This window comes from Arthrobacter sp. R4 (assembly GCF_051365025.1).
Lineage (GTDB): Bacteria > Actinomycetota > Actinomycetes > Actinomycetales > Micrococcaceae > Arthrobacter.
In genome coordinates, this window is record NZ_JBLWIJ010000047.1 from 1 (window position 1) to 27000 (window position 27000).

A 27000-nucleotide genomic window follows, 5' to 3' on the forward strand; every position below is an offset into this window, starting at 1 on the left:
ATGCGGCTTGACAGACATAGAAGAGTCCACCGAGGCCACACCGCACTCAAGGGTCAGCCACCCGCCAGCCGCGTCACCAACCTCCGTGGGTAATACACCTAGTTGGGTGGGGGCAAAACAAAATGCCCGCTGCCGGGAAGGCAACGGGCATTTCACGCAGTTCGAAGTATCTCTACTTCTTATTGCGGCGCTGGTGGCGCGTCTTGCGAAGCAACTTGCGGTGCTTCTTCTTGGCCATACGCTTGCGACGCTTCTTAATAACTGAACCCACGAAAGTTCCTCACAAACTAGATGCAGTACCTGTCTGATGGAAAGGTCCGTGGACAGAGCTACAGACTGAAACAACCGACAGATTCTTACAATGACGTAAAACGTTCCTTAACAGGGTACCGCTTATCCGGGGCACCCACTGACAGGGCGGCTCAGGCGGTCTCGGAGTGGCCGTCCACAACGGCGCCTTTAAGATACTGTTCAACGGCGCTTTCCGGGACCCGGTAGGAACGGCCGAAGCGCACTGCGGGCATTTCACCTGAGTGGACCAGCCGGTACACGGTCATTTTGGAGACGCGCATGACCTCGGCCACTTCGGCCACGGTCAGGAACTTCGCGTTTGAGAAGTTCTGTTCTGCGGACATTTCCCTTATTCCTTTGCTGACGGATGGACAACAGTGACCCCAGGTTTATGCCATTGCGGTGTGCCGATGCTGAGCCATCCACCAACCATGTGCTAGATACTCTAGAGGTTCATGGGGCTATTGTGAAAGTCACTGGGGGTAATCATTTCCCCGTGCGGCGCTTGCGTGCCGACGAGGCGAGCTGGTCCAGCACCGACACGGAGACGTCCCATTCCATGCAGGCGTCCGTGACGCTCTGGCCGTACACCAGTTCCGAGCGTCCGGCGGCGTGTTCGGTGACGTCAAGGTTCTGCGCACCGCCCACGAGGAAGCTCTCCAGCATAACGCCGGCGATGGCGTCGGCAGAGGGTCCACCATCCTCCAGCTGCGCACCGATCTCCAGTGCAACTTCAGCCTGGCGGTGGTGGCTCTTGCCGCTGTTGGCGTGGCTGGCATCCACGATCAGTCGTGGGTTCAGCCCCTTGCCGGCCAGCTTGTCGGAAGCGGTTTCGACGTCGGCCGCCGAGTAGTTGGGCCCCTTGCGACCGCCGCGGAGGATGACGTGGGTGTCCGGGTTCCCGGCGGTGGCCACCAGTGCTGCCCGGCCGTCGCCGTCGATGCCCAGGAAAGCCTGCGCCGCCGCGGCAGCTCCGCAGGCGTCGATGGCAACCTGCAGATCGCCGTCGGTCCCGTTCTTGAAGCCGATCGGCATGGAAAGGCCTGAGGCCAGCTGCCGGTGGATCTGGCTTTCCGTGGTGCGTGCCCCGATCGCGCCCCAGGAGATCAGGTCCGCCATGTACTGCGGACTGATGGGTTCCAGGAACTCCGTGGCCGTGGGGAGTCCAAGGGCGGTGACCTGCTGCAGGAACTGGCGGGCCGTCCGGAGCCCGGTCACCATGTCATGGCTGCCATCCAGGCGCGGATCGTTGATGAGGCCCTTCCAGCCCACAGTGGTTCGGGGCTTCTCGAAGTAGGTCCGCATAACGATCAGCAGGTCTTCCTTGTGCTTCTCGGCCTGGCTGACCAGCCGGCGGGCGTATTCGAGGCCGGCCTTGGGGTCGTGGATGGAGCAGGGGCCCACGATGACCAGGAGGCGGTCGTCCACGGCGTCCATGATGGCCCGGACTTCATCGCGTCCGCGTTCGACGACGTCAGTCACCCGGGCGTCCAGTGGCAGCTCGGCGATGAGCTCCTGGGGCGTGGGCAGGGCCGTGAACTCGCTGACGCGCAAATTGGACGTGGATTTTGCGGCCGGCGTGCCTGCCTGTGCGGCGGCGCGTGTTGAAGGTTCTGTGGCTGTGGCGGCTGGTGCGGTGCTCATGGTGGGTCCTGTTCCGGGAAAGGAAGGCGGACCCAGATCAGAGCCCGCCGGGAAATGGCGAAGGGCAGAGAATAATCTCTGCCCTGCTGGCTCTGAAGGAAAGTTGGATGCGTGTCAGTTAGACGCGGGCCCCTCCAGAGCCAACGAAAAATACGCATACCAACGGTTAGTCATAGCCAAGACCATAACCGCACCCGGTGGCCGCCGCAAAATCGTGCCGTAATACAGGGCTCCTCAGCCTGTTCGCGGATCCGAACCGTGAGGGCCAGGATCCGCGAACAAGCTCAGTATTTACCGCTTACACCGGCTCAACCCGCGAGCTTCCGCAGGAACTGCAGCTGCTTAATCCAGTGGTACTCCTGACCGCCTTCGTGGTTGTTGAACCGGTAAACCTCGATGTCCTTGGCCGCCCCGGTGCCCGAGGACTCCGCCGTGCCCGAGCCGTAGGCGTTGAAGCTGGCAAACACTGTCGAGGGCGGGCAGATGTCATCCATCTGCGCGGCCGAGTAGAGTGCCGGGGCGGTGGCTGAACGGGCCAGGTTGACGCCGTCGAAGTAGTTCAGCACGGCGAGCATGTGCTCGTACCGGTCCCGGTGCCTGCCCAGGAAAGCAGCGATCTCCGGGTAGGGCCCACGGGGCGTGATGTCGATGGCGCGCGGGAAGTCCTGCAGGAACGGGACGTCGGGCAACGCGGCGATGACGCCGTCGAGCCGTCCTGCCACGAGCCCGGCGACGGCCACCGCAATGCCACCGCCCTGGCTGACGCCGGCCAGGACCACCCTCGTGGAGTCCACCCCCGGATGGGACTGGGCAGCTTCCACGGCCCGGAAGGCGTCAACGTAGACGCGGCGGTAATAGTAGTCCTCGCGGCTGCCCGCTCCCCTGGTCATCAGGCCGGCGTGCGCCACCTCGCCCGCGGAGGGGTGCGGATCCGCCGTCTCCCCCAGCGTTCCGCCGTAGCCCTGGCCCCGGGTGTCCATGATGAAGTGCGCATATCCGGCCTGCGCCCACTTGGTGTCCTGGTTGACCAGGCCGCGGCCGCCCGAGTAACCGATGTACTGCACGACGACGGGAAGCTGGCTTCCGGCCGGACGGTTCGCCGGGAGATGCAGCCAGCCTTTGATGGGAGCGCCAGCGTATCCGGCGAAGGTCACATCGAAGGTGTCGATGACCGTCAGGTAGTTCTCTACTGGCTCGAAAGCTGCGTTGAGCGGGAAGGTCCTGGCCTCATCGATGGTGGCGTCCCAGAACTCCTGGAAATCGGACGGCGGCGTGACCTCGGAGGTGTAGCCGCGGAGCTGGGCAAGGGGGAGGTCGAAAAGGGGCATGCTGAAGGTCCTGTCAGATCTGGTTTGGCTGGAACTTTTGGGAATCGTATGTCATGCGGGCTCTCCCGCGGGGATAAAGGACGCCACGTTCAGAATCGTTGCCTGATGCGGCTCCAGATGAAGCTCGCGGGCAGTCCCACGATGGCGGACCAGGACGTCTCTTGCCGTCGGCGAGGTCAATGCTGCGCCGGTCAGTTGGCCGTCGTGCCACTCCAGGTCCACCTCCACACCCGGGCGTGCGCGGAGGCGGTGCGCGGCGCCGTCGGGCAGTTCCCGGGGCAGCGCCGGCAGCAGCTCGATTTCCGGCATACCGTTCGAGGTGCGGTGGCTCTGGACGAGGCATTCTGCCAGGCCGCCCACAAAGCCGAGGTTGCCGTCGATCTGGAATGGCGGGTGCGCCCCGAACAGGTTGGGGTACAGTCCGCCGCTTTGGCCGCCGCGGTCCGTTGCCATGTCCCGGAAGTACAGCCTGAGGAGGTCACTGACTTTGTCCGGCTGGTGGAGGCGGGCCCGGAGCAGGATTTTCCAGGTAAGCGACCAGCCGGTAGATTCATCGCCGCGGCCGTCCAGGCTGGTACCCACAGCGGCTTCGAGGGCCGGCGTCAGGGGCGTGTCTCCGGGGTAGGCCAGGTACAGGTGACTGACGTGGCGGTGTTCCGGCTCCCACTCTTCCGGGTCGGCCAGCCATTCGCGGAGCCTGCCGCCACGGCCGGGTACAGGCTCCGGAAGGCGCGACAGCGCAGCTTTGGCCTCGGCCAGTACCGGGTCTTCCTCAACTCCCAGGTCCTCGGCGAGGGAGCCCAGCATGAGGAACACGTCACGGATCAGCGTCAGGTCCATGGTGGACGATTCCGCGGCCGCCGCCCGGGCGTTGCTACCGTCCGGGCGCGGTGCCGTGAAACTGTTTTCCGGCGAAGTGGAGGGGCTGGTGCCCAAGGTACCGTCCGGGAGCTCCCGCAGCAGATCCAGCGCGAATTCGGCTGCGCCCCGGATGGCGGGCCAGGCAGTGTGCCGGGCGAAGCGTTCTCGGGCCGCGTCGGCTTTTGCGGCGTCGGCTTTTGCGGCGTCGAGCCTTGTGCTGCCGGGTGCGCCAAAACGCAGGTGCTCCCACAGATGGCGGACCAGCCACAGCCCGGCCATCGGCCAGAACGACCATTCCGGCGAGTGCGATCCATGGCCCACGGGCTTGCTGTAGCCCCAGATATCCGAATTGTGGTGCACCGCCCAGCCGCGGGCGCCGTAGTACTCCCTGGCGGTGGCCGCGCCGGTCTCCTGCAGCGCCTCGATGAGTGCGAACAGGGGCTCGGCGCACGGAGCGAGACCGGTGGGTTCGGCTCCCCAGTAATTCATCTGCAGGTTGATGTTGGTGGTGAAATTGGAGCTCCACGGGGCCTGCAGCTGGTGGTTCCAGATGCCCTGCAGGTTGGCCGGCGTCCCGCGCCAGGCCGTTCCGCCGCGTGCTCCCGCCGCCCCGGTCCGCGAACTGGAAATCAGCAGGTAGCGCCCGTAGTTGAAGAGCAGCGCCGCCAGCCCGGGGTCCGCGGCGAGGGGTCCTTCAGGGTGGGTGTTGGCTGCGGCCAGGCGTTGGGCGGTGTTGACGCCCGCCCAAGCGGGTCCATTGATGGTGACGCTGCAGGCATCGTAGAGCTCCGCGTGGCTGATTTCGTGGCGGGCAAGCAGTGCCTCCGGCCCCGCAGCCATGGCAGTGGCGAGGGTTTTGTGGGCAGCGTGCGCCGCCTCTGCCGCTGTACCCTCGGGCTGCCGGCCCAGCCCGCGGAAGGTGGTCTCCGTGGTGACATACAGGACGGCGCGGCGTGCCCCCGTGGCGGCCAGGCCGCCGTCGTCCGCTGCTGCTTCGGTGCCGCTATGCTCCCAAGCCGCTACAACCGCGCCCTGGAGGCTCAGGGAGTCGTCGTCGGAATACTCCACGGCGCCGCCGTCGTGCGAGGGTGGGACATCGCTGGGAAGCTTCAGTTCAAGGCCTGTCGACGACGGCCCCGCCGTGGGTGCCCCGGTCCGCCGGAGGATGCGCAGCTGTGAGTCCAGGCGCAGGGTCAGGTCCAGGCCCTGCGGTGCCTCTGTTTCCACCGTAATCACCAGGACGGACGGGTCGTGGGACGCAAAGGCCTCCACGCTGACGGTGCGGCCATCCACTTCGTAGCGGGCGGAATTGACGGCGCGGGCCAGGTCAAGGGATCGGCTGTAGCCGGCATGGTCCGCTGCAGCCGGGCTGCCCTGATCGCCGGAGAGGGCAATGGTGAGGAAAAGGTCCGCGAACGGCAAGTAGGACTGCGCATGGCGGTGCTGCAGTTCTTTCAGTGTTTCGTGGGCAGAGGTGAAGTCGCCCTCCAGGATCAGTCGCCGGGTTTCGGCAAGGATACGGTCGGCCCGTTCGCGGCTGAAGTGTGGTTGGAGGTCCTGGCTGTGCGGCGATCCGGACCAGGCGGACCCGTCGTTCAGCTGGAACAGATGCTCCCGCGCCCCGCCGGCTGCCCCTTCCGGGAGCGCCCTGCCGCCGAACACCATCGCGCCGAGCCGCCCGTTTCCCAGTGGCAGGGCCTCGAGCCAGTTCGCGGCCGGGGAATCGTAGGCGAGGGTATGTTCTGTACGCACGGGATTAGATCCTAGGGGAATAAATCACACGAAAACAGGGGTTTGGGCAAGCGATTTCCCGGCGCTGCCCCACCGCCCTGCGCGAACGCCCAAACGGCGCCGCGCCTTGCGCACGAACGTACACTTGACGCCCCGGCCCGGAAGGCCCAAGTGTACGTTCGCGTCAGAGTCGCGGACCGGTCCTAAAGCCTCGAGAGCTCCGGGCTGAACGTCTGCAGCGCATGCGCACCACCCACCAAACTGCGCAATTCCCTCAGCCCGCCAGTGACCTGCCCGGCAGCCCGGGCCTGGACCAGGACGTTGCCGAGGGCGGTGGCTTCGACGGGTCCGGCGATCACGGGCTTGCCCGTGGCGTCGGCGGTGAGCTGGCAGAGCAGGCGGTTCTGGGAGCCGCCGCCCACCACGTGGACCACGTCCACGTTGCGGTCGGCGAGGCGCTCGGCGTCGCGGATGGTGCGTGCGTAGCCGGTGGCGAGGCTGTCCATGATGCAGCGGGTGATGGCCGCGGGGTCATCGGGGAGGATGTCCCCGATGCGGCGGACCGCTGCGCGGATGCGTTCGGGCATGTTGTCCGGGGCGATGAAGTAGGAGTCGTCCGGATTGATCTGCGGCCCGCCCGGGGGCAGAGCCGCAGCGGCAGTGAGCAGCGCCGCGAGGTCAGGGGTGAACCCCTCTGCGGCCCAGGTCCGCTGGCACTCGCTGAGCAGCCAGAGCCCGCCCATGTTCCGAAGGTACCGGATGGTGCCGTCCACGCCCCGTTCGTTGGTGAAGTTCGCTTCCCGGCTGGCCTCGGTGAGGACCGGGTGCTTCAGTTCCAGCCCCACCAGCGACCAGGTGCCGGAGGAGATGTAGGCGAAGTTCTCCTCTTGGGCAGGCACGGCGGCGACGGCGGACGCGGTGTCGTGCGAGCCGACGGCCACTACCTTGGTGCCGGCTGGCAGGCCGATCTGTGAGGCGATCCCGGGCAGCAGCGTGCCGACGGTTTCGCCTGGCTGGACCAGCGGCGGGAACAGCTTCCGGGGCAGGCCCAGGGCGGTCAGGAATTCGGTGGCCCACTCCCCGGCGACGGCGTCGAACAGGCCAGTGGTAGAGGCGTTGGTTGCTTCCGTGCGGCGCTGACCTGTGAGGAAGTAGGCGATCAGGTCCGGGATGAGCAGCGCCTGCACCCCGTGCAGGTCCGGCTCGGCGGCCAGTTGGTAGAGGGTGTTGAACTGCAGGAACTGCAGCCCGGTGGTTCCGTAGAGACGCGCAGGGTCCAGCTTCCGGTGCACGGGGGCGACGGCGGCCCGGCTGCGGTCATCGCGGTAGCTGTACGGCTGGGCGATGAGTTCCCCAGCCTTGTTGACCAGGCCGTAGTCCACCGCCCAGGTGTCGATCCCGATGCTCGTGATCGTTTCGTCCTGCACGGCTGCCACGGTGGCGGCCGCCGAAAGGCCTTTGAGCACTTCCGCCAACAGGGCATCGAAATCCCAGCGGAGGCCGCCGTCAATCTCCACCACACCGTTGGGGAACCGGTGCACCACTTCCAGCTCAACGCTCCGCGCGCTCCCGGGATGACCGGTGTCGTCCTTGATCCGGCCCAGGATGACCCGGCCGGAGGAGGCGCCGATGTCCACGGCGGCGAAGACACTGCCGGCGAAAACGCCGCGGGTAGAAGTCCCACCGCCGTCGACACCTCCCTGCGCAGGGGATGCGGGTGTGTTCATCGGAGGAAGGCTGCTGCCACTCCGGCGTCCACGGGGATGTGGAGTCCGGTGGTGTGGGACAGTTCGGCGCTGGTCAGGACGGCGGCGGCGTTGGCCACGTGCTCGGGCAGGACTTCACGCCTGAGCAGGGTCCGCTGGGCGTAGTACTTGCCCAGTTCCTGCTCGTCCACGCCGTAGACCGCGGCGCGCTTGGCGCCCCAGCCGCCGGCGAAGATGCCGGAGCCGCGGACCACGCCGTCGGGGTTGATGCCGTTGACGCGGATGCCGTATTCGCCCAGTTCGGCCGCGAGGAGCCGGACCTGGTGGGCCTGGTCTGCCTTGGTGGCGGAGTAGGCGATGTTGTTCGGGCCGGCGAACACGGAGTTCTTCGAGGAGATGTAGATGACGTCCCCACCCATGTCCTGGGCGATCATGACCTTCGCCGCGGCCTTGGCCACCAGGAACGAGCCCTTGGCCATGACGTTGTGCTGCAGGTCCCAGTCCTTCTCGGTGGTTTCCAGCAGCGGCTTGGAGATGGACAGGCCGGCGTTGTTGACCACCAGGTCCAGGCCGCCGAAGGCCAGCACCGCGGCGTCGATCGCTGCGGAGACCTGAGCCTCGTCCGTGACGTCTGCCTGGACGCCGATGGCGACATCCGGCCCGCCGAGCTCCTCGGCTACGGCCTGGGCGTTCTCCAGGTTCAGGTCAGCGATGACCACGCAGGCGCCTTCCGCGGCGAGGCGGGTGGCGATGGCCTTGCCGATGCCCGACGCCGCACCCGTGACCAGTGCGATGCGGGTGGCGTGGGACTTGGGCTTGGGCAGGCGTGCCAGCTTGGCTTCCTCCAGCGACCAGTACTCGATCCGGAACTTCTCTGATTCCTCGATCGGGGCGTAGGTGGAAATCGCCTCGGCACCGCGCATCACGTTGATGGCGTTGATGTAGAACTCACCGGCAACCCGGGCGGTCTGCTTGTTCCCGCCGTACGAGAACATGCCCACCCCCGGGACCAGCACGATGGCCGGGTCCGCACCGCGCAGCGCCGGGCTGTCCTGGTCCGCATGCCGGGCGTAGTAGGCCTGGTAGTCCTCGCGGTAGTCAGCGTGCAGCTCCTGCAGCCGCGCGATCGAGTCCTCGACCGAGGCATCCGCGGGCAGGTCCAGGATCAGCGGCTTGACCTTGGTGCGCAGGAAGTGGTCCGGGCAGGACGTACCCAGCGCGCCCAGGCGTGGGTGCTCTTCCGCGGCGAGGAAGTCAAGGACGACGGCGTCATCACTGAAGTGCCCCAGCTGCGGCTTGTCAGTGGAGGCCAGGCCGCGGATCACCGGTGCGAGCGCGGCGGCCTTGGCTTTCCGTTCGGCTTCCGGCAGTGCGCCGTAGCCCGGGAGTTTGGGACCGAAGGGTTCGGCCTTGCCATTGTCCTTGATGTACTTTTCGGCCTGTTCTATGATCCACAGCGAGTTCTGTTCGGCTTCTTCACTCGTGGCGCCCCAGGCGGTGATGCCGTGGCCACCCAGGATGGTGCCGATGGCCTGCGGGTTGGCGTCCTTGATCGCGGCGATGTCCAGGCCCAGCTGGAAGCCGGGACGGCGCCACGGAACCCACACCACTTTGTTGCCGAAGATCTTGGTGGTCAGGGCCTCGCCGTCAACCGCGGTGGCAATGGCGATCCCGGAATCCGGGTGCAGGTGGTCCACGTGCGCGGCATCCACCAGGCCATGCATCGCGGTATCGATCGACGGCGCGGCGCCGCCCTTGCCGTGCAGGCAGTAATCAAAAGCGGCCACCATCTCATCTTCACGCTCAACGCCCGGGTACACGTTCTTCAACGCGTTCAACCGGTCCAGGCGCAGCACCGCAAGGTTCCCCGCCTTCAAAGTACCCAGGTCCCCGCCGGATCCCTTGACCCAGAGCAGCTGGACGTCCTCGCCAGTCACCGGGTCCTTCTCCGTGCCCTTGGCAGAGGTGTTGCCGCCGGCGAAGTTGGTGTTCCGCTTATCCGCGCCCAGGCGGTTGGAACGCGAAATCAGGTCTTCAACAGTCTTGTTGCTCATCTTTTAAGCGCCCCATCCGGCTTGCTGGCCGCCGACGCGGTCCTCGTTGATCTGTTTCTGGTAACCGCTGGCCTTGAAGGCGGCCATCGGGTCCGCGGGCAGTCCGCGGGATTCACGCCATTCGGCCAGGATGGGCCGGACGTCGGTGTAGAAGGCGTCGTTGAACACGGCGTTGGCAGCCAGGACATCCCCGGTGCGCTGGGCCTCGCCCAGGGCAGCGGTGTCCACGAGCAGGGCGCGGGCGGTCATTTCCTGGACGTTCAGGACCGAGCGGATCTGGCCTGGGATTTTCTCTTCCAGGTTGTGGCACTGGTCCAGCATGAGCGCGACGCCGGATTCCTTGCCGAAACCGCCGCCGCGGATGACCTCATACATGATGCGGAACAGCTGGAACGGATCAGCCGCCCCCACGATCAGGTCATCATCGGCGTAGAAACGGGAGTTGAAGTCAAAGGAGCCCAGCTTGCCCAGGCGCAGCAGCTGCATGACGATGAACTCGATGTTCGTGCCCGGCGCGTGGTGGCCGGTGTCCAGGCAAACAAAAGCCTTCTCGCCCAGGGCAAGGGTCTGCGCATAGGACGTGCCCCAGTCAGGAACATCGGTGTGGTAAAAAGCCGGCTCGAAGAACTTGTACTCCAGCACCAGGCGCTGTTCATCGCCCAGGGCCGCGTAGATCTCCTGCAGCGACTCGGCCAGGCGGTCCTGGCGGCCGCGGAGGTCGTCCTGGCCCGGGTAGTTGGTGCCGTCCGCCAGCCAGATCTTCAGGTCCTTGGACCCCGTGGCGTGCATGATCTCGATGCAGTCCAGGTGGTGCGCGATCGCGCGGCGGCGGACGGTCTCGTTGGAAGAGGTCAGGGAGCCGAATTTGTACTCGTCATCCTGGAACGTATTGGAGTTGATCGTGCCCAGACCCACACCGAGGTCCGCCGCGTACTCCTTCAGGGCGGCGTAGTCATCCACCTTGTCCCACGGAATGTGCAGCGCCACAGTAGGGGCCAGGCCAGTCAGCTCATGCACCTTCGCGGCGTCCGCGATCTTCTCCTGCACCGTCCGCGGCGTGCCCGGCGTACCGAACACCTTGAAACGCGTGCCTGAATTTCCATAAGCCCACGAAGGGACCTCGATGGCAAGCTCCCCGAGCCTGCCCAGCGCCGTTGCTACGTCATTCATGATGGGTTCTTTCCGGTTTTATGTGTTGCTGTGGTCTGGATGGTGTTACAGCGGCCCCCTGCTGGGGCCGGTGAGGTTCAGCGGGCGGTGGACTCCGCTGCCGCCAGCTGGTCATCAAGGTTGAAGACTTCTTCGAGGACCTGGAACCCTTCGTCGGGTGCCTGGTCCGTGTTATTGAACAGAGTGGCCATCTCGGCCTGCCAGCGGGTGTTGACCTCGGTCAGCGCCATCCGAGCCCGGACGGCGTCGAAGTCCTCGCACTCCACGTAGCCCACAAGAAGCCCGTCCTCGCCCAGGAACAGCGAGTAGTTGTTCCAGCCGGCGTCCTTCAGGGCACGGAGCATCTCAGGCCACACGGCAGCGTGCCGCCGCCGGTACTCGTCGATCAGTCCCGGCTGGACCGAGGAGCGGAAACACACCCTCATCTGCGACTCTCCTGAACTTTCCGTTGTTTGAATCGTTTCATTGTTACGATTCAAAGTACTCTTGAAGTCAAGTAGGTGTCAAGCAATTTCCAGACCATAATCGGGGACTACGGGAAAAGTGCTGCACGCGGCATACAAGCCATGGAGAATGATGAATCGCTCAGCCAGCATCAAGGACGTCGCAAACCACGCCAGCGTAGCCGTGGGCACGGTCTCAAATGTCCTGAACTATCCGGACAGGGTTTCGCAGCGAACCAAGGAGCGTGTGCTCCGCGCCATCGACGAGCTCGGCTTCGTGCGCAATGATGCCGCCCGCCAGTTGCGCGCCGGCCAGAGCCGCACCATCGGACTGATCGTCCTCGATGTTGGCAACCCGTTTTTCACGTCCGTGGTGCGCGCCGCCGAAGACGCCGCGGCCCTTCTGGGCAGTGCCGTGCTGCTCGGCGACAGTGGCCACAACGCCAGCCGCGAATCCAACTACATCGACCTCTTCCAGGAACAGCGCGTCCAGGGCCTCCTCATCTCCCCCGTCGGCGACGTTACCGACCGGCTGGACCTGCTCCGTGAACGCGGTGTGCCCACCGTCCTGGTGGACCGCCTGGCCGACGAGAGCAAGTACAGTTCCGTCTCAGTGGACGACGACGCCGGCGGTTACCTGGCTGCGCGGCACCTGTTGGACACCGGCCGCCGTCGGCTCGCCTTTGTGGGAGGCCCCACCTCCATCCGCCAGGTAGCGGACCGCCTGCAGGGCGCCCAGCGGGCGGTCAAGGAGGAACCCGATGCCACCCTTGAAGTCCTTGATTCCGACGGGCAGACGGTGTTGGCCGGCCGGAGCGTTGGCAACATGCTCGTGGAGCGCGGGGACCTGCCGGATGGCATCTTCTGCGCCAACGACCTGCTCGCCCTGGGCGTGATGCAGTCGCTGACCATGACGCACACGCTGAGGATTCCCGAGGACATCGCCCTGATCGGCTACGACGACATCGACTTTGCCGTCTCCGCCGTGGTGCCGCTTTCCTCCATCCGCCAGCCCACCGAGGCGCTGGGACGCACCGCCATTGAACTACTGGCCGAAGAAGTGGAATCCGAGAATCCCAGGCACCGCGCCGTGGTGTTTACTCCGGAACTGGTGGTCCGCCAAAGCACAGGACCGGCGGAGCGGTCCACCGCCGGCTAAGGAGCGAGCACTTCGAGCAGTTCTGGAGAAGCGACTGCGGCGTACGGACACTAGCGTGGGTCCCACCAGACCATGACGGAAGGAACCCGAAGTGACGGACAAGCCAGCCACCACCAAGTCCTACGAAGGCTTCGATGCGGAAGAACGCGCCGCAATGAAGGAACGCGCCCAAGAGCTCAAGACCGAGTCGCGAAAGGGTGCGCGCAGCGCCAAGGCAGACGGAGAAGGCGAAGTCCTCGCGAAGATCGCCGAAATGTCGGAACCGGATCGGGCCATCGCGGAGCGCCTCCACGCCATCATCAAGGAACACGCACCGGAACTCGCGCCGAAAACCTGGTACGGGATGCCTGCCTACGCCAAGGACGGCAAGGTGGTCTGCTTCTTCCAGCCCGCCGACAAATTCAAGGCCCGCTACGCAACGCTGGGATTTAGCGACCCCGCGAACCTGGACGATGGCAACATGTGGCCCACTTCCTACGCACTGACCGAACTCACCGCCGCCGATGAAGCGATGATCGTCAGACTCATGAAGAAGGCGATCAGCTAGAAACGTAGGGACGGTCCTTCCCGCGGCTTGCATGGGCTGCTCCAGTTCTCTCTTGCCAGTTCGTCCCAACGGTGGGATTCTGCTCGAAGGAGAGAGAGGTCCGTGAGTCCATGGCACAGGGCACGAAGATCGACGACGGCGCTGTCGGCGAGCTGCAGGCATCCTTTCAGGGCGAACTCGTCCGTCCGGATGATGCTGGTTACAACGAGCATCGCAAGGTGTGGAACGGATCGATTGATCGCCATCCCGCCTTGATTGCCCGCTGCACCGGCGTTGCAGATATCCGGGCCGCGCTCCGGCTCGCCCGCTCACAAGATCTTCTCGTCGCCGTGCGGGGAGGGGGTCACAGCTTCCCTGGCCTGTCAGTGTGCGACGACGGCATGCTCATCGATCTCGGGCTGATGAAGGGGATTCGAGTAGATCCTGAGGCACGAACGGCACGTGTCCAGGCCGGTGTGCTGCTTGGCGAACTCGACAGCGAGACGCAGGAGTACGGTCTCGCGGTTCCTTCCGGGATCGTCACTCATACGGGAGTGGCTGGCCTTACCCTGGGCGGCGGCATCGGGTGGGTCATGCGCAAGTACGGACTCACCATCGACCAGCTGTTGTCCGTAGACATGGTCACCGCTGACGGCGAGGCGGTCAGGGCCAGCGCGGACCAGAACTCCGATCTCTTCTGGGGGGTGCGGGGCGGTGGCGGGAACTTCGGCATCGTCACTGAGTTCGAGTTCCGCCTTAATCCTGTGGGCCCCTACGTCATGGCGGGCCCGGTCTTCTGGGCGATGGAAGATGCCCCGGAAGTGCTGCGGTTTTATCGCGACTGGATCGCGGACTGCCCCGATGAACTCATGACGATTGCCGTGCAGCGCAGGGCGCCGGCGCTTCCGATTGTGCCGCCCGAACTGGTGGGCAAGCTCGTCCTGGCGGTCACTGCATGCTATGCGGGACCGGTCGAGGAGGGCGAACGGGTCCTACGGCCCCTCAAGGCATTTGGTTCACCGGTTCTCGATCTTTGCCGGCCAAAGCCGTTTCTGGAGCATCAGAAAACATTCGATCCGTCCTACCCGCACGGCTGGCACTACTACGTCAGGTCCTGCGACGTCGCAGCGCTCAGCGACGACGTCATCGACATCGTCGTCGAGCACGGCAGCCGCATCACCTCACCGGTTACCAGCATTGCCCTCTGGCAGATGGGCGGCGCGGTGGGGCGCATCGACGAGGGTGCCACCGCGTTCAATGGCCGCCAGGCCGGATTCACCTTCAACATCAACGGCAACAGCAAGACCGCCGAGGGCTTCGACGCTGAGCGCCAGTGGGCCCGGGACTTTTGGTCGGCCCTTGCTCCCCATCACACCAGCGTCTACGTGAACTTCCTGATGGAAGAGGGCGAGGAGCGGGTCAGGCAAGCTTATGGCCCAGCGAAGTACGACCGGCTCAAAGCACTCAAGCGCAAGTACGACCCCACGAACTTCTTCACCTTGAACCAGAACATCAAGCCGGGCTGACGCCTGTCTCCTGACGGAAGCCGCCTAGGAAGCGCTTGGGATCGGACGTGCGGGGCGGCTGTCGGGGACAACGAGGACAGGCCGCTGCTGGTGGCGGACCAGGGACGCTGACACTGATCCTTCGAGGAGCCGGTCCACCCAGGCCAAGGACCCCGGTCTGTCGGCCCCCACCATGATCAAAGATGCTCCAGTGTTCTCGGCCAAGCGGCTTAGTGCCTTTTGAACGTCGCCGTTCAGCACTCGGAAGGACCAGGTGTCCCCCGGCTGCCCGAGTAGCCTTTCGAGTTTCCCTTGCAGCTGGTTGGCAGGATAGTCGGTTTCTTCGTTGACGTTCGGGTCCAGCGACAGGGCTGTCCGTTGGCCTTCAGGCTCCCATTCTGTGAGGTAGCTGGCTGGGTCCACGAAGGCGCAGACAAGATGCAGCCCCAGGGCGGCCGCGAGATCAGCGGCGGAACGGACCAGGTGCTCCGGAAAATTCCAGCCGACTCCGAGCACGAGGGGCCCCTCCGGCCATCCATCATCGGGCACGGGTGGCTCCTGGGCTCGGGGGCAGCGCCACGCCGGCCATCGCTAGTTCCCGGAGAGCTCCGCATAGAGCTTCTGCACCCTGGCTTTGATGTCGTCCCGGACCAGGCGCATGCGTTCCATGCCTTCTATGCCGCGCTCGGAGGGTTCATCGGTCTCCCAGACCTCAAAACGCGTCCCTTCGCGGGGTTCGAGCTTGGCTTCGGTTCCCAGGACGATGACGGCATCCACGGCGTCCAGGACGTCATCGGTGACTGGCTTGGGATGTTCCCCGGTGATGTCGACGCCGAGTTCGGTCAGGGACTCAACGGCCTGGGGATTCAGGGCCTTGCCGGGTTTGGTGCCGGCGGAGTAGACAATGATGGACCCGCCGGCCAATTGGTTCATAAGGCCCGCGGCCAACTGGGATTTTCCGCCGTTCTTGCTGCAGACAAAGAGCACGGATGGGGTCTTCGTCGCGCCGGACGTTTCCTGGGTCATGAGTGGGTGGTTTCCTTTGTGAGTGAGGCGACCAGGGCTTTGACCCGGTCGTGGATCTGGTCCCGGATCTCCCTGACCACCTGGAGGGGCTGGCCCGCCGGGTCGGGAAGGTCCCAGTCCTCGTACCGCTTTCCGGGGTAGATCGGGCAGGAATCTCCGCAGCCCATCGTAATCACCACGTCGGAGGCGCGCACGACGTCGTCGGTGAGCGGTTTGGGGTAGTTCTGAGAGAGGTCAAGGCCCATCTCGGACATCACGGTTACCACAGCGGGATCAAGTTCCGCCGCAGGCAGGGAGCCGGCGGAGCGGACGTGGATCCTGCCCTTTGCTTCGACCGTGAGCAAAGCGGCGGCCATCTGCGACCGTCCGGCGTTCTGCACGCAGACGAACAGGGCCTCCGGAATTTCGGCGGTGATGGCGCCCTTGGATTTGGCCAAGGCGTTGAGCCGGTCGCTGGCGAAGTGCTCGGTCGTGGCGGGCAGGTACGTGGTGATCTTCGCGGTGCGGGCCAGTGCGGTGTAGGACTCGAAAACGTAGCGTTCGACGGTTTCGCCGGCGAAGACTCCGGCGAACCTCTCCCCAAGGCGGCTGCTGATCCGCTGCAGGAGCTCAGTGTTGTCCTGCAGGCCCAGGCTGGTTTCGCGGTGTTCGGTCATGACATCACTCCAAAATGGTGGTTTCCGACGGACGATGTTCAGTTATTGCCGGAGCGTCCATGGGACAACCCGGTAGGGAAGCCAACCAACACCGGTTCGGGGGCGGAGCAGCAGCCTTCGTCCGGGCCGGCACTGTCTTCGGTGCGGGACGCCGGGACGTCGCAGCTGGTGCCGCCGTCGGTGGAGCAGACGCCCGTCTCGGGAAGTTCGAGCTGGACTGTATCGGCCGCTTCGCGGTCTCCGGCGAGGGCGGCGACAACGGACCGCACCTGTTCATAGCCGGTGGCCAGCAGGAACGTGGGCGCCCGGCCGTACGACTTCATTCCTACGATGTAAAAGTCCTGGTCAGGGTGGGCCAGCAGCTTGGCTCCATGCGGCGGGACGGTGCCGCAGGAGTGGAATTCAGGGTCGATCAGCGGGCCCAGCGCCTTGGGAGCCTCGACGGCCGGATCCAGGTCGAGGCGGAGTTCGCGCAGGATCTCCAGATCGGGGCGGAAGCCGGTGCAAGGGACCACGACGTCGGCGTCCAGGGTCCGGCCGTCGACGGCTTCGACGGTGACGGCCGAATCGAGTGCTTTGAAGGAAGCTATGCCGAAGCCGGTGTGGAGTTCGATGGTTCCTGCCTCGACGAGGCGGCGCAGTCGCGATCCGAGCTGGCCGCGGGCTGGCAGGCCGTCGGCGTCACCGCCGCCGTAGACCTTCTCGGCAGACGCGCCGCGGACCGCCCATAAAATGCGGGTTTCCGGGTCTTCCTTGGCCAGGTCGGCGAGGCTGATGAGGGTGTTGGCAGCGGAGTGCCCAGCTCCGACGACCAGGACGCGGCGTCCAGCGAACGCGGGACGGTCACGGCCGGTCACGTCCGGCAGCGGCGAGGAAATCCGATCTGCGGCGGTAACTTCCCCGACGGCCGGCAGCCCGGACGTGCCCAACGGGTTACGGCGGGACCAGGTGCCCGAGGCGTCAATGACGCCTGCTACGGCGTGCTCGCGGGTCTCGCCGTCCTCATGTTCCACCCGGACGACGAACGGCGTGGCCTCCCGGTTGCGCGTGTGGGTCTTGTCCATCCCGGCACGGGTCACGGCGGTGACCCTGCTGCCGGTCTGCAGCCGGGAGGAAATCGCCGGCAAAGCTGCCAGCGGCGCCAGGTAATTGTCGATGAGTTCACCACCGTAGGGAAGGGCCGTCGGCCGGGGCGATGCCCAGCCTGCGGCTTCGAGCAGGCGGACTGCGGCGGCGTCGAGGTTGAACCGCCATGGTGAGAACAACCGGATGTGGCGCCATTGCCCGATGGCGGCACCCGCCGTCGGGCCTGCTTCGAAGATCAGCGGCTCGAGGCCGCGCTCGAGCAGGTGCGCCGCGGCGGCCAGTCCCACGGGGCCGGCGCCAATCACTGCAACGGGAAGGTTCTTCGCTAAATCCATGGTTGTCCTCTGTTCCATCTGTGGGTGTGACGGTTCTTCTCCCAACTAGGTAGCAGCAGATGTCGTTTTGAGCGCCCATAACGACACTTGCTGCTACCTAGTTGGGTGGAGGGAGGGGAGGTCAGCAGCAGTCCTGATCTTCGTCGCAGCAATCATCGCCGCAGCATCCGGTGTTCATTCAGCTCACCTCCTCCCCCGGGTTGGGGCCTAAGCGTGGGTGGGTTCCTCCACCAGCGCAGTGGCAATGCTGTCCGCATCATCCAGCGCGGCGAGGTAGCGTTCGGCGTCGAGGGCCGCGGCGCAGCCGGTTCCGGCTGCGGTGATGGCCTGACGGTAACGGTGGTCCACGGCGTCCCCACAGGCGAACACGCCGGTGAGGTTGGTGACCGTGGTGGGCGAGTCGACCTTGATGTAGCCCTCGGCGTCAAGCTCCACCTGGCCAGCCACGAGTTCTGTCCGTGGCAGATGACCGATTGCCACGAAAATGCCGGTGGCGGCCTGTTCACGGGTTTCGCCAGTGCGCGTGTCGGTCAGGGTCACGCCGGTGACCTTGCCATCGCCATGGATGGCCGTGATGGCGGAGTTCCAGGCGAAGCTGATCTTCGGGTTGTCCTTGGCCCGCTGGGCCATAATCCGGGAGGCGCGGAGCTCGCCCTTGCGCACGACGACGGTCACGGACTTTCCGAAGCGGGTCAGGAAAGTCGCTTCTTCCATTGCCGAATCCCCGCCGCCAACCACGATGATGTCCTGGTCGCGGAAAAAGAACCCGTCGCAGGTGGCACACCAGGAGACGCCGTGGCCGCTGAACTTCTTCTCCTCCGGCAGGCCGAGTTCCTTGTAGGCGGAGCCCGTGGCGAGGATGACAGCCGGCGCCTCATACGTCTCGCCGGAGCCGGTGACCACGCGTTTCAGGTGACCGGTCAGCGTGACCTCAGTGACGTCGTCGAACATTACCTGCGCGCCGAAGCGCTCCGCCTGCTGCTGCAGCCCGTCCATCAGCTCAGGCCCCTGGATGCCGCCGGGAAAGCCTGGAAAATTCTCAACCTCCGTGGTGTTCATCAAGGCACCGCCGGCGGTGACCGACCCGGCGAGGACCAGCGGCTTCAACCCTGCCCGGGCGGCGTAGATGGCGGCCGTGTAGCCGGCGGGGCCCGAGCCGATGATGATCAGCTGTTCCCTGTTCGCAGTGTCGCTCACGAAGGTACCTCCTGGTTCGGGACGGGGTTACTTGGCAGCCGGGATGAGGGAATCGATAAGGCCCTCGATGCGGGTCTTGATCTCGTCGCGGATCGGGCGGACGGCGTCCACGCCCTGGCCTGCGGGATCCTCCAGGACCCAGTCCTCGTAGCGCTTGCCGGGGAAGTAGGGGCATTCGTCACCGCAGCCCATGGTGATCACCACGTCCGATTCCTTGACGGCCTCGGTGGTGAGGACCTTGGGGATCTCGGCGGACATGTCTATCCCGAGCTCTGCCATCGCCTCGACGGCGGCCGGGTTGACCTTGTCTGCCGGCTGAGACCCGGCGGAGCGGACCTCGATCTCTCCCTTGGCCAGCGTGGTGAGGAACGCGGCGGCCATCTGGGAGCGGCCGGCGTTGTGGACGCAGACGAAAAGAACGGAAGGCTTCTTGGCAGTTTCGGTGCTCACGCGGTTCTCCTGGAACATTGATAGTCGTCGATACAGTGAGTATCGGGGCATACATTGATGATTGTCAATATTTGATTGAAATAAGGCCGCGCCAAGCGGAATCAGGCGGCCAGCAGCCGCGGCGCCAGGTCACTGACGCGGTGGGAGATATCCATGAAGGCGTCCTCGAAGGCGTTCTCAGTGCTGAGGCGCAACGGATCCGGGACCGACCAGTGGGCATTACCGAGTCCAACGAGCTCCTCGTGGGCGTTATCGCACACTGTCACCATGAAGTCCCCCTCCTCCGCCACCTGGTCCAACCGGCGCGGAGGAACTTCCGCGAGTTCCACGCCATGCCGGCGGGCCACCTCAATGGCCCCGGCGGCGATGCGGTCCGCGGGATGCGTTCCCGCCGATATCGACGGAATTTCGCTGACCTGCCGCCAGAGTGCGGCCGCGAGTTGGGACCGGGCGCTGTTGCGGGTGCAGACGAACAGCACTCGGCGGGCACCATGCCCGGCCCCCGGCACGAGGCCCTGCAGGGCGCCGGCGGCAAGTCCCACATAGCTGCGGCGCTTGTCAGCCTCGGAGCGGTGGCGAGTTGCCAGCCCTGCCACTTCCAGCGCGCGAAGATGGTGGGACAGCAGGTTCGACGGCATCCCCAGCTCTGCCTGCAGTTCCTTCGGAGAGAAATCCCCCAGGGTGAGCAAGTCAACGATGCGCAGACGCGCAGGATCGGCAAGGGCGGCATACTTGGCGACCCGCTCGCGAAATTCGTTCACCTCAATAGTCATTGATTCAATTTTGACTGAGTGAATTCTTTCCGTCAAGCTGTTGCCATGACTTCACACCAGCCGCCGCTATGGCGTCGCGCCGTCGCCGAACTGCTCGGCACCAGCCTGCTTGTGGCCGTGGTCGTCGGCTCCGGGATCTCAGCCCAGCAGCTCTCGCCCGGCGACGTCGGCCTGCAACTCCTGGAGAACAGCACTGCCACCGTGCTGGGGCTGACTGTGCTGATTCTGATGCTCGGCCCCGTCAGCGGTGCCCACTTCAACCCTGTGGTCTCCCTCGTGGACTGGGTCCTGGGTCGGCGCAGCGGCACAGGACTGACGCTGCCTGAGCTCGGTACGTATGTAGCTGCCCAGACCGTGGGGGCGATCACCGGCAGCATGCTGGCTAATGCCATGTTTGACGTTGGCACGTCCATCTCCACCAAGGATCGCGTCAGCACGGGGCATCTGCTGGCTGAAGTTGTCGCCACCGCGGGGCTCATCCTGCTGATCTTCGCCCTGGCAGCCACGTCCCGCGGCGTCCTTGCTGCCCCCGCGGTGGGCGCTTACATTGGAGCTGCCTACTGGTTTACGTCCTCGACGTCGTTCGCGAACCCTGCCGTGACACTTGGGCGCATCTTCAGCGACACCTTCGCCGGCATCGCCCCACCCTCTGTTCCCGGCTTCATCGTGGCGCAACTTGTGGGCGCCGCCGTCGGACTTGGCCTTCTCCTCATCCTTTTCCCCTCCGCTGCCCGCGCTGCGGACGACGTCGTGCTTCCGCATGATTCCCGCGCCGCAGGTTCATAGCCTCCAGTTCCAGGCACCAGGCCCCGCCCTTCATACATTGATGACCGTCAATATTGGGGCATAATGGGTACATGAACCTGCTGCCCGTACTCGAGCCGGCCACCGACGACGCCTGCTGCGCTCCGACAGGGACGCCTGCCCTGGGGGCTGAGGAAGCGAAGCAGAAAGCCCTGGTCTTCAAGGCACTCGCGGATCCGAACCGGCTCCGGCTACTGTCCATCGTGAAGGCTGATTCGTCCGGCGAGTCCTGCGTGTGCGACCTCACCGATCCGTTGGACCTTGGCCAGCCCACGGTCTCCCACCATCTGAAGATTCTGGTCGAGGCCGGACTGCTTCACCGCGAAAAGCGTGGCACGTGGGCCTATTACTCGCTGGTACCGGGGGCCTTGGAAGAGGCGGCCGGAATCCTGGCAACCCTGTGACTGTGCCGGAACAGTCCGCTGTGGCGATACGCCCCCTGCGCGACGTCGATTGGCCGGATGTCCAGCGGATCTACAGCGAAGGAATTGCCACCGGCCACGCTACCTTCGAATCAGAGGCGCCCGATTGGGAACGGTTCAACAACTCAAGACTGCTCCGCCACCGGTTCGTGGCCGAAAACGCTGAACGTGGAATCCTTGGCTGGGCTGCCGTCTCCCCGGTCTCTGCACGCCCCGTCTACTCCGGCGTGGTGGAACATTCTGTTTATGTCGCAGCCGTTGCACGCGGACTCGGCCTGGGGGCAGCGCTGCTCCGGGCACTGGCGGAATCCACGGAGCGCGACGGCATCTGGACCATCCAGGCCAGCGTTTTTCCCGAGAATGAGGCCAGCCTCAAGCTGCACCTCGCGAACGGCTACGTCGTTGTCGGACGCAGGCACCGCATCGCACGGATGGCGCACGGGCCACTCAGTGGGCAGTGGCGCGACACAATCCTCATCGAACGCCGGTCCCCCGCCATCTGAGAAGGTTCCGTCAGTGGTCGCTCCTGCCTGCCCGCAAGACTATCGTGCAAGGCATGGTGATGATACGTGAAGCCCGGGCCGACGATTCCAGGGGCCTCGCATCGCTGCGGGCCACCTGGGCAGCTGAGCAGGATCCAACCACTCCCGATGACCCACACTTTGAAGATGCCTACCTCAATTGGATGGAAGCGAACCCGCGGAAGTTCTTTGTGGCCGAGCAGGATAACCAGTTGATCGGCATGCTCAATTTGCTGGTCTTCCAGCGGATGCCCAAGCCCGGCAAGCAAGCTTCGTGCTGGGTCTATCTGGGCAATGTCTACGTACTTCCGGCTTTCCGGAACGGCGGCGTCGGGGGCAGACTGGTGGACGCATCCATCGAGTTCTCTGAGCGCATTCGTGCGGCGCGCATGGTCCTCTCCCCTTCTTCCGAATCGCAAAGCTTCTATCGGCGGCTTGGCTTCGGACCAGCAGAGGAACTTAGGGTTCGCGCTATCCAGGCGGTGCGGCCCTAGATCTTCTCCACTCTGAAATTCCGGTAGGCGGCCTTCAACGGTGCCATCTGGCGGAAGCCGATGCGGCCGCCGCCCAGCAGTTTGCCGGACGGGTCCGACCATTCAAAGAGGGGAAGCCCGTTGATGGCGAACGACACAAGCGGCCCGTCCTTGACTACTTCCAGCCGGTAGAAATCGACGGCGTCCTCGGTGGGCGGCAACGGATCCGCGCCCTGGGCTACCAGTTCAAAACCGGCACTTTTCCGGAGGTTGCAGGTACGGAAGGCCCGTTCGGACTCGTATTTGTGGCGGAAGTAGGAGACGTGGAGGGCATCGATATCGCCGGAGTGGTACTGCGGGTAGTAACCGGTCCTCGGCGCCAGGTCAGCCGAGAACAGGTCGCGCCCGCCCTGGCCCACAGCCGAGAAGAACAGCATGGCAAGGCCAGGTTCGGCGAGGGGAAGGAACTCCCAGCTGATCCGGATGCCGTCCGGGAACTCCTCCGGGCACCAGAACGTCCAGTGCGCCTGGTCCCCGAACTCCTCATCGTCCAGCGAGCCGGACAGCGCAAGTGCGCCGTTGTGGCTGCCCAGGCTCAGCGGCCCTTCCGCCACCCAGCCTGAAACGTCCGCCGGTCCGGCGAGGGGGTTGCTGTACAGCAGTCCTGCACCGGCCTGCAACGCGCCCACCTAGCCCCTTCCCGCCGTCGTGAAATCCTCAGCCGTCAGTCCCGCCGTCGAGCTTTCCTCGAAGCCTGGCTGTCCGAGGCCGAAGCAGAGCCGTCCCAGCTGGGTGGCAACTTCCTCTGCCACCAGGGACGCGCCGCGTTGGGAGAAGTGCGTGTTGTCTGCCAGCCCGGCTGGCCAGAAGGCGTGCTCGCCCGGCCCGAAATGGCAGAACAGGGACTGCGACTCCTCAACCCCCAGCTCCAGGTACAGCCCGCGGGTCCAGGCGTTAAGATCGACGGAGGGCAGTTGCAGTTCAAGTGCGATCTCCCGCACCACTTCGGGGTAGTCCTCCAGGCTTTCTTCCAGGACAGCATCCGACGGCGGGGTATCCAGGAAGTGCCGGCGCTCCACGGAGGTGCAAAGCACCGGCACGGCACCCAAGGCCCGGACTTCCGCCACCATGGTGCGCAGGTTGGCGGCATAACCGGTCCGGGCTGCGAGATGGACCTTCTTCTGGTCGTTGTGGCCAAACTGGATCAGGACCAGGTCGCCCTCAGCGGCGGTTTCCAGGAGCTGCCCCCAGAGCCCCTCCTCACGGAAGGACTCCGTGCTGGCCCCGCCCTTGGCGAAGTTGTATACAGCGGCCCAAGAGTATACGTGCCGGGGCAGGTGCGCCCCCCAGCCACTCATGGGGTACTCCTGGGTGGGACAGTTGGCCACCGTGGAATCTCCGGCGAGCAGGATTTTCATTCTGTGCTTTCTGTTGGTTTGAGTCGGCGCTCCGATGCGGAGTCAGCCCTTGACCGAGCCGATCAGCATGCCTTTGGCGAAGTGCTTTTGCAGGAACGGGTAGAAGATCAGGATGGGCAGGGTGGCCACCACGATCACGGCGAACTTGATGCCCTGCTCCGGGGGGATGTAGTTCGGGTCCACGTTGCCGGTACCCAGCAGGTCCGAGGAGGCGGTGACCTGGCGCAGGTACATCTGCAGGGTCCACTTCGAGTTGTCACTCAGGTAGAGCAGGGGTGACATGAAGTCGTTCCAGATCCCCACGGCGTAGAACAGCGCGAACGTTGCCAGCACGGGTTTGGAGAGCGGGAGCAGGATCCGCCAGAGGATCCCGACCTCGGTGGCGCCGTCCATCTTCGCGGACTCTTCCAGCTCGGCGGGGAGCTCCTGGAAGAAGTTCTTGATGATGATCAGGCTGAACGGGTTGATCGCCGCCGGCAGGATCAGCGCCCAGTAGGAGTTGAGCAGGCCCAGATCCTTGACCAGCAGGAACGTGGGGATCATGCCGCCGGAGAAGACCATGGCGAAGACCACCAGGGACAGGATCAGCTGCCGGCCGCGGAGGTTCCGTTTGGCCAGTGGATAGGCCATGGTCACGGTCAGGATCAGCTGCACCACGGTGCCAACGGCGGTGACCAGGACTGTGGTGACCAGGGCGCGGATGAATGCCGGAGTGGAGAAGATGTATTCGTAGGCGCCCAGGGAGAACTGTTCGGGCCAGACGAAGAAGGCCCGCCGGGTGATTTCGGCTTCGGTGGCGAAGGAGCCGGCGAACACATAGACGAACGGCAGCAGCGTGATGACGCCGATGAGGGTCAGGAACACATAGTTGGCGGCGTCGAAGATCCGCCCGCCCGTGGTGTTGTGGATCTTCATTAGAACAGTCCGCTCTGGTTGAATCGCTTGGCCAGGGCGTTGGTGCCGAAGATCAGCACAATGCCCACCAGTGACTTGAACAGGCCCACCGCGGTGGAGTAGCTGTAGGCGCCCTGGGTGATGCCCACGAAGTAGACGTAAGTGTCGAAGACGTCGGCGACATCGCGGTTCAGGGCGTTGGTCATCAGGTAGATCTGCTCGAAGCCGGTGTTGAGCATCTGCCCGATCGCGAGGATGAGCATCACGATGATGGTGGAGCGGATACCGGGCAGCGTGATGTGCCAGACCCGGCGGAACCGTCCGGCGCCGTCGATGATCGCGGCCTCGTACTGGTCCTGGTCCACGGTGGCCAGGGCTGCGAGGAAGATGATGGTCCCCCAGCCGGTGTTCTTCCAGATCTCCTGCAGCACAATCAGCGGCCGGAACCACGCAGGGTCGGAGAGGAAGTCAATGTCCGTGCCCAGCACGTTGTTGATGAACAAGAACAACGGCCCGAAGTCCAGGGCGAACAGCAGGAAGCTCAGGGACGCCACGATGGTCCAGGACAGGAAATGCGGGATGTAGACCAGGGTCTGGACGGTGCGCTTGAGGATGGAGAGCCGGACCTCGTTCAAGAGCAGCGCGAGCACAATGGTCAGAGGGAAGGCGATGCCCAGGTTCAGGAAGGCCAGGATCAGGGTGTTGCCCAGCAACCGGGCGAAGTCAGGGTTCGAGAAGAAGTCCTGGAAATGCTGGACCCCCACCCAAGGGCTGCCGTTCACCCCAAGGAACGGGACGTAGTCCTTGAACGCGATGGACACCCCGTACATCGGGGCGTAGCGGAACACCGCGAAATACACCACACCCGGCAGCAGCAACAGATACAGCCACTTGTAGTGCGCGAAATGGACCGAAAACTTGCCGCGCTTCCGCGGAGCGGGGGCAGGGGACTGCCCCCGCTCCGCGGCCTGGGCGTCGATGACAGGGGCCGACATTTACTTGCTGTCCTGCCAGAGCTTGTTGATTTCTTCCTGGACCTTGTCGCCCCCGCTGGTCTTCCACAGCTTGATGGCGTCCTTCAGGCCCTGCTCATCAATCTGGCCGGCCAGGTACTTGATGCGGGCGTCCGCCACGATATTGTCCAGCTGCGCACCCTTGGCCACATAGGTGGGCGAGACGAAAGCAGCGGCCGGGTTGTAGACGGCACTCTTGAGGTCCTCAGCCATGACCTCAATACGCCGGTCGAAGACTTCCTGCTCATACTCGGAAGCCTGCTTGACCGGGTAGAAGTTGTTGCCCGTGACGTTGGTTCCCAACTGGGCGTAGCTCTTGATATCGGTGTTGACTACCTTGCCCTCAGGGGTCTCAGGCTTGATGGTGGCGGCCTTGCCGTCTTCGAGGGTGAAGTTCACGCCCTCGATCCCGTTGTTCAGCAGGACGGCGGTGTCTTTGGAGTTCATCTTGTCCAGGAACTCCAGTACGGTCTTCAGCTCAGCCTCGGTGCGGACGCTGGTCTTGGGGATGGCCAGGAAGCCGGAGTAGCCGTCGGTGGGGTGCGTGTTCAGTTCACCGTCCGGGCCTTCGAGCCCACCAACAAAGCCCACCTTGTTCTCGAAGTCGTTCGGGTTGGCCTGCTTGAACAGGTTGATCAGGACGCTGACGCGAGAGTCGACGTCCACGATGATCCCACCCTTGCCGTTGAAGAACGGCTCGTTCCACTTGGTGCCATCGAACGTGGCGAAGTCAGGGTTGATGAGCTTCTCATCCACCATCTTCTTGACGAAGCGGTTGGCTTCGATGAACTCTTCGGTCTCGAAGCTCGGGATCAGCTTCCCGTCCCGCTCGGTCCAGCGGTTGCCGGCGCCGTACCAGGTCTCGATCATGTCGTAAGGGCTGTTGGACCCCAAGGCACCCCACTTCGGGATGGTGATGCCCCAGGTGTCGGCCTGGCCGTTGCCGTCCGGGTCCTGTTCAGTGAAGGCCTTAGCCACCTTGTAAAGGTCCTCGGTGGTCTTCGGAGCCTCCAAGCCCAGTTTGTCCAGCCAATCCTGGCGGAACATCACGGCCGAGCGGATCGGATTCCGGGCACGGAAGACACCGTAGACCTTGCCGTTAATGCTGGCGTTCTGTTCCACCTCCGGGAAGGTGGACTTCAGGTTGGGGTACGCGTCGAGCTTGTCGGTGAGGTCCCAGAATGCCCCCGCCTCGGCGTTTTTGACGAACCCCGGGGACTTGCTCTGCACCACCAGGACGTGCGGAATCTCGGAGGACGCCAGCGTGATGTTCATCTTGTCCTCGTAGGAGGCGTTGGGCGTCCAGGTGATATTGACGTCCTTGCCGGTGAGTTCTTCCAGTTTCTGCTGCACGGCCCCATCAGGTGTGGGCGGCTGCGCTTCCAGGAACGGAGCCATCACATTAATGGTGGCCAGGTCCGCTGACTGGGTTTCCCCGGCACCGCACGCGGTCAGGGTCAGGGCGGTGGCGGTCACGACGGCGGCGGCCAGGCTGAATTTCCTAGTGATCATGT

Annotated in this window: 28 protein-coding genes; 7 read left to right on the plus strand and 21 right to left on the minus strand. The window is 64.7% G+C overall.

Going from position 1 to position 27000, the window contains the following annotated elements:
* Window positions 1-172 precede the first annotated feature (172 nt).
* From ACLKOZ_RS21785 to ACLKOZ_RS21825, 9 genes are all read right to left on the minus strand, one after another.
* On the minus strand, window positions 173-271 hold the full coding sequence (locus tag ACLKOZ_RS21785) for a 30S ribosomal protein bS22 (protein WP_003792170.1): 99 nt from the start codon (window positions 269-271) through the stop codon (window positions 173-175).
* Window positions 272-422: 151 nt separating this feature from the next.
* Window positions 423-635, minus strand: a complete 213-nt coding sequence (locus tag ACLKOZ_RS21790) for a helix-turn-helix domain-containing protein (RefSeq protein ID WP_058931377.1) — start codon at window positions 633-635, stop codon at window positions 423-425.
* Between the two features lie 142 nt (window positions 636-777).
* Window positions 778-1935 (minus strand): 3-deoxy-7-phosphoheptulonate synthase, encoded by a 1158-nt coding sequence (locus tag ACLKOZ_RS21795; protein WP_436478278.1) that lies wholly within the window; start codon window positions 1933-1935, stop codon window positions 778-780.
* 308 nt (window positions 1936-2243) lie between these two features.
* Window positions 2244-3263, minus strand: coding sequence for an acetylxylan esterase (locus tag ACLKOZ_RS21800; protein WP_436478279.1), 1020 nt, complete (start codon window positions 3261-3263; stop codon window positions 2244-2246).
* 51 nt (window positions 3264-3314) lie between these two features.
* Window positions 3315-5876 (minus strand): glycoside hydrolase family 95 protein, encoded by a 2562-nt coding sequence (locus ACLKOZ_RS21805; protein ID WP_436478281.1) that lies wholly within the window; start codon window positions 5874-5876, stop codon window positions 3315-3317.
* Window positions 5877-6058: 182 nt separating this feature from the next.
* Window positions 6059-7582 carry a rhamnulokinase gene (locus ACLKOZ_RS21810; protein ID WP_436478283.1) on the minus strand — a complete coding sequence of 508 codons (1524 nt, stop codon included), beginning with the start codon at window positions 7580-7582 and terminating at the stop codon, window positions 6059-6061.
* Window positions 7579-9615 carry a bifunctional aldolase/short-chain dehydrogenase gene (locus ACLKOZ_RS21815; RefSeq protein ID WP_436478285.1) on the minus strand — a complete coding sequence of 679 codons (2037 nt, stop codon included), beginning with the start codon at window positions 9613-9615 and terminating at the stop codon, window positions 7579-7581. The genes ACLKOZ_RS21810 and ACLKOZ_RS21815 overlap by 4 nt, the downstream gene beginning before the upstream one ends.
* Window positions 9616-9618: 3 nt before the next feature.
* Entirely contained in the window at window positions 9619-10785 is a 1167-nt protein-coding gene (gene rhaI, locus ACLKOZ_RS21820; RefSeq protein ID WP_436478287.1) for an L-rhamnose isomerase, read from the minus strand.
* Between the two features lie 77 nt (window positions 10786-10862).
* Entirely contained in the window at window positions 10863-11210 is a 348-nt protein-coding gene (locus tag ACLKOZ_RS21825; RefSeq protein ID WP_337351590.1) for an L-rhamnose mutarotase, read from the minus strand.
* Between the two features lie 151 nt (window positions 11211-11361).
* On the opposite strand from ACLKOZ_RS21825, the gene ACLKOZ_RS21830 reads away from it, so the two are divergent.
* The 3 genes from ACLKOZ_RS21830 (at window position 11362) to ACLKOZ_RS21840 (ending at window position 14439) form a co-directional block, all read left to right on the plus strand.
* Complete coding sequence (locus tag ACLKOZ_RS21830; protein ID WP_337346281.1) at window positions 11362-12387, plus strand: LacI family DNA-binding transcriptional regulator; 1026 nt, start codon at window positions 11362-11364, stop codon at window positions 12385-12387.
* A gap of 91 nt (window positions 12388-12478) precedes the next feature.
* Window positions 12479-12934, plus strand: a complete 456-nt coding sequence (locus ACLKOZ_RS21835; protein WP_436478289.1) for an iron chaperone — start codon at window positions 12479-12481, stop codon at window positions 12932-12934.
* A 110-nt stretch (window positions 12935-13044) separates the two neighbouring features.
* Complete coding sequence (locus ACLKOZ_RS21840; RefSeq protein WP_436478291.1) at window positions 13045-14439, plus strand: FAD-binding oxidoreductase; 1395 nt, start codon at window positions 13045-13047, stop codon at window positions 14437-14439.
* Between the two features lie 24 nt (window positions 14440-14463).
* Here the strand turns inward: ACLKOZ_RS21840 and ACLKOZ_RS21845 are convergent, their stop codons facing one another.
* The 7 genes from ACLKOZ_RS21845 to ACLKOZ_RS21875 all read right to left on the minus strand — a co-directional run bounded on the left by ACLKOZ_RS21845 (window position 14464) and on the right by ACLKOZ_RS21875 (window position 19941).
* On the minus strand, window positions 14464-14967 hold the full coding sequence (locus ACLKOZ_RS21845) for a universal stress protein (RefSeq protein ID WP_436478293.1): 504 nt from the start codon (window positions 14965-14967) through the stop codon (window positions 14464-14466).
* 42 nt (window positions 14968-15009) lie between these two features.
* Entirely contained in the window at window positions 15010-15444 is a 435-nt protein-coding gene (locus tag ACLKOZ_RS21850) for a low molecular weight phosphatase family protein (RefSeq protein WP_436478295.1), read from the minus strand.
* Window positions 15441-16100: an arsenate reductase ArsC gene (locus ACLKOZ_RS21855; protein WP_436478297.1), complete on the minus strand. Its 660-nt coding sequence runs from the start codon at window positions 16098-16100 to the stop codon at window positions 15441-15443. Before ACLKOZ_RS21855 ends, ACLKOZ_RS21850 begins: the two co-directional genes overlap by 4 nt.
* A gap of 38 nt (window positions 16101-16138) precedes the next feature.
* Entirely contained in the window at window positions 16139-17521 is a 1383-nt protein-coding gene (locus tag ACLKOZ_RS21860; protein ID WP_436478299.1) for an FAD-dependent oxidoreductase, read from the minus strand.
* Between the two features lie 207 nt (window positions 17522-17728).
* On the minus strand, window positions 17729-18718 hold the full coding sequence (gene trxB, locus ACLKOZ_RS21865; RefSeq protein WP_436478301.1) for a thioredoxin-disulfide reductase: 990 nt from the start codon (window positions 18716-18718) through the stop codon (window positions 17729-17731).
* 27 nt (window positions 18719-18745) lie between these two features.
* Window positions 18746-19168: an arsenate reductase ArsC gene (locus tag ACLKOZ_RS21870; RefSeq protein ID WP_337346042.1), complete on the minus strand. Its 423-nt coding sequence runs from the start codon at window positions 19166-19168 to the stop codon at window positions 18746-18748.
* A 101-nt stretch (window positions 19169-19269) separates the two neighbouring features.
* The gene (locus ACLKOZ_RS21875; protein ID WP_436478304.1) at window positions 19270-19941 is read right to left on the minus strand and encodes a helix-turn-helix domain-containing protein; all 672 of its coding nucleotides are present in this window, start codon (window positions 19939-19941) and stop codon (window positions 19270-19272) included.
* Window positions 19942-19986: 45 nt separating this feature from the next.
* On the opposite strand from ACLKOZ_RS21875, the gene ACLKOZ_RS21880 reads away from it, so the two are divergent.
* The 4 genes from ACLKOZ_RS21880 (at window position 19987) to ACLKOZ_RS21895 (ending at window position 22182) form a co-directional block, all read left to right on the plus strand.
* Window positions 19987-20727: an aquaporin gene (locus ACLKOZ_RS21880; RefSeq protein ID WP_436478306.1), complete on the plus strand. Its 741-nt coding sequence runs from the start codon at window positions 19987-19989 to the stop codon at window positions 20725-20727.
* A 71-nt stretch (window positions 20728-20798) separates the two neighbouring features.
* The gene (locus ACLKOZ_RS21885; protein WP_436478308.1) at window positions 20799-21149 is read left to right on the plus strand and encodes an ArsR/SmtB family transcription factor; all 351 of its coding nucleotides are present in this window, start codon (window positions 20799-20801) and stop codon (window positions 21147-21149) included.
* Window positions 21146-21670 (plus strand): N-acetyltransferase family protein, encoded by a 525-nt coding sequence (locus ACLKOZ_RS21890; RefSeq protein WP_436478310.1) that lies wholly within the window; start codon window positions 21146-21148, stop codon window positions 21668-21670. Before ACLKOZ_RS21885 ends, ACLKOZ_RS21890 begins: the two co-directional genes overlap by 4 nt.
* A 53-nt stretch (window positions 21671-21723) precedes the next feature.
* Window positions 21724-22182 (plus strand): N-acetyltransferase family protein, encoded by a 459-nt coding sequence (locus tag ACLKOZ_RS21895; RefSeq protein WP_436478312.1) that lies wholly within the window; start codon window positions 21724-21726, stop codon window positions 22180-22182.
* On the opposite strand, the gene ACLKOZ_RS21900 is transcribed toward ACLKOZ_RS21895, so the two are convergent.
* Genes ACLKOZ_RS21900 through ACLKOZ_RS21920 form a run of 5 tightly spaced genes read right to left on the minus strand, consistent with a single transcriptional unit; the run spans window position 22179 to window position 26998 of the window.
* Window positions 22179-22850 carry a DUF1961 family protein gene (locus ACLKOZ_RS21900; protein ID WP_436478314.1) on the minus strand — a complete coding sequence of 224 codons (672 nt, stop codon included), beginning with the start codon at window positions 22848-22850 and terminating at the stop codon, window positions 22179-22181. The two genes, ACLKOZ_RS21895 and ACLKOZ_RS21900, sit on opposite strands and share 4 nt — an antisense overlap.
* Window positions 22851-23579, minus strand: a complete 729-nt coding sequence (locus ACLKOZ_RS21905) for a rhamnogalacturonan acetylesterase (RefSeq protein ID WP_436478316.1) — start codon at window positions 23577-23579, stop codon at window positions 22851-22853.
* A gap of 42 nt (window positions 23580-23621) precedes the next feature.
* Window positions 23622-24494, minus strand: coding sequence for a carbohydrate ABC transporter permease (locus tag ACLKOZ_RS21910; protein ID WP_337346036.1), 873 nt, complete (start codon window positions 24492-24494; stop codon window positions 23622-23624).
* Window positions 24494-25468, minus strand: a complete 975-nt coding sequence (locus tag ACLKOZ_RS21915; protein WP_337351579.1) for an ABC transporter permease — start codon at window positions 25466-25468, stop codon at window positions 24494-24496. The genes ACLKOZ_RS21910 and ACLKOZ_RS21915 overlap by 1 nt, the downstream gene beginning before the upstream one ends.
* Window positions 25469-26998, minus strand: a complete 1530-nt coding sequence (locus ACLKOZ_RS21920) for an extracellular solute-binding protein (RefSeq protein WP_436478318.1) — start codon at window positions 26996-26998, stop codon at window positions 25469-25471.
* Window positions 26999-27000 lie beyond the last annotated feature (2 nt).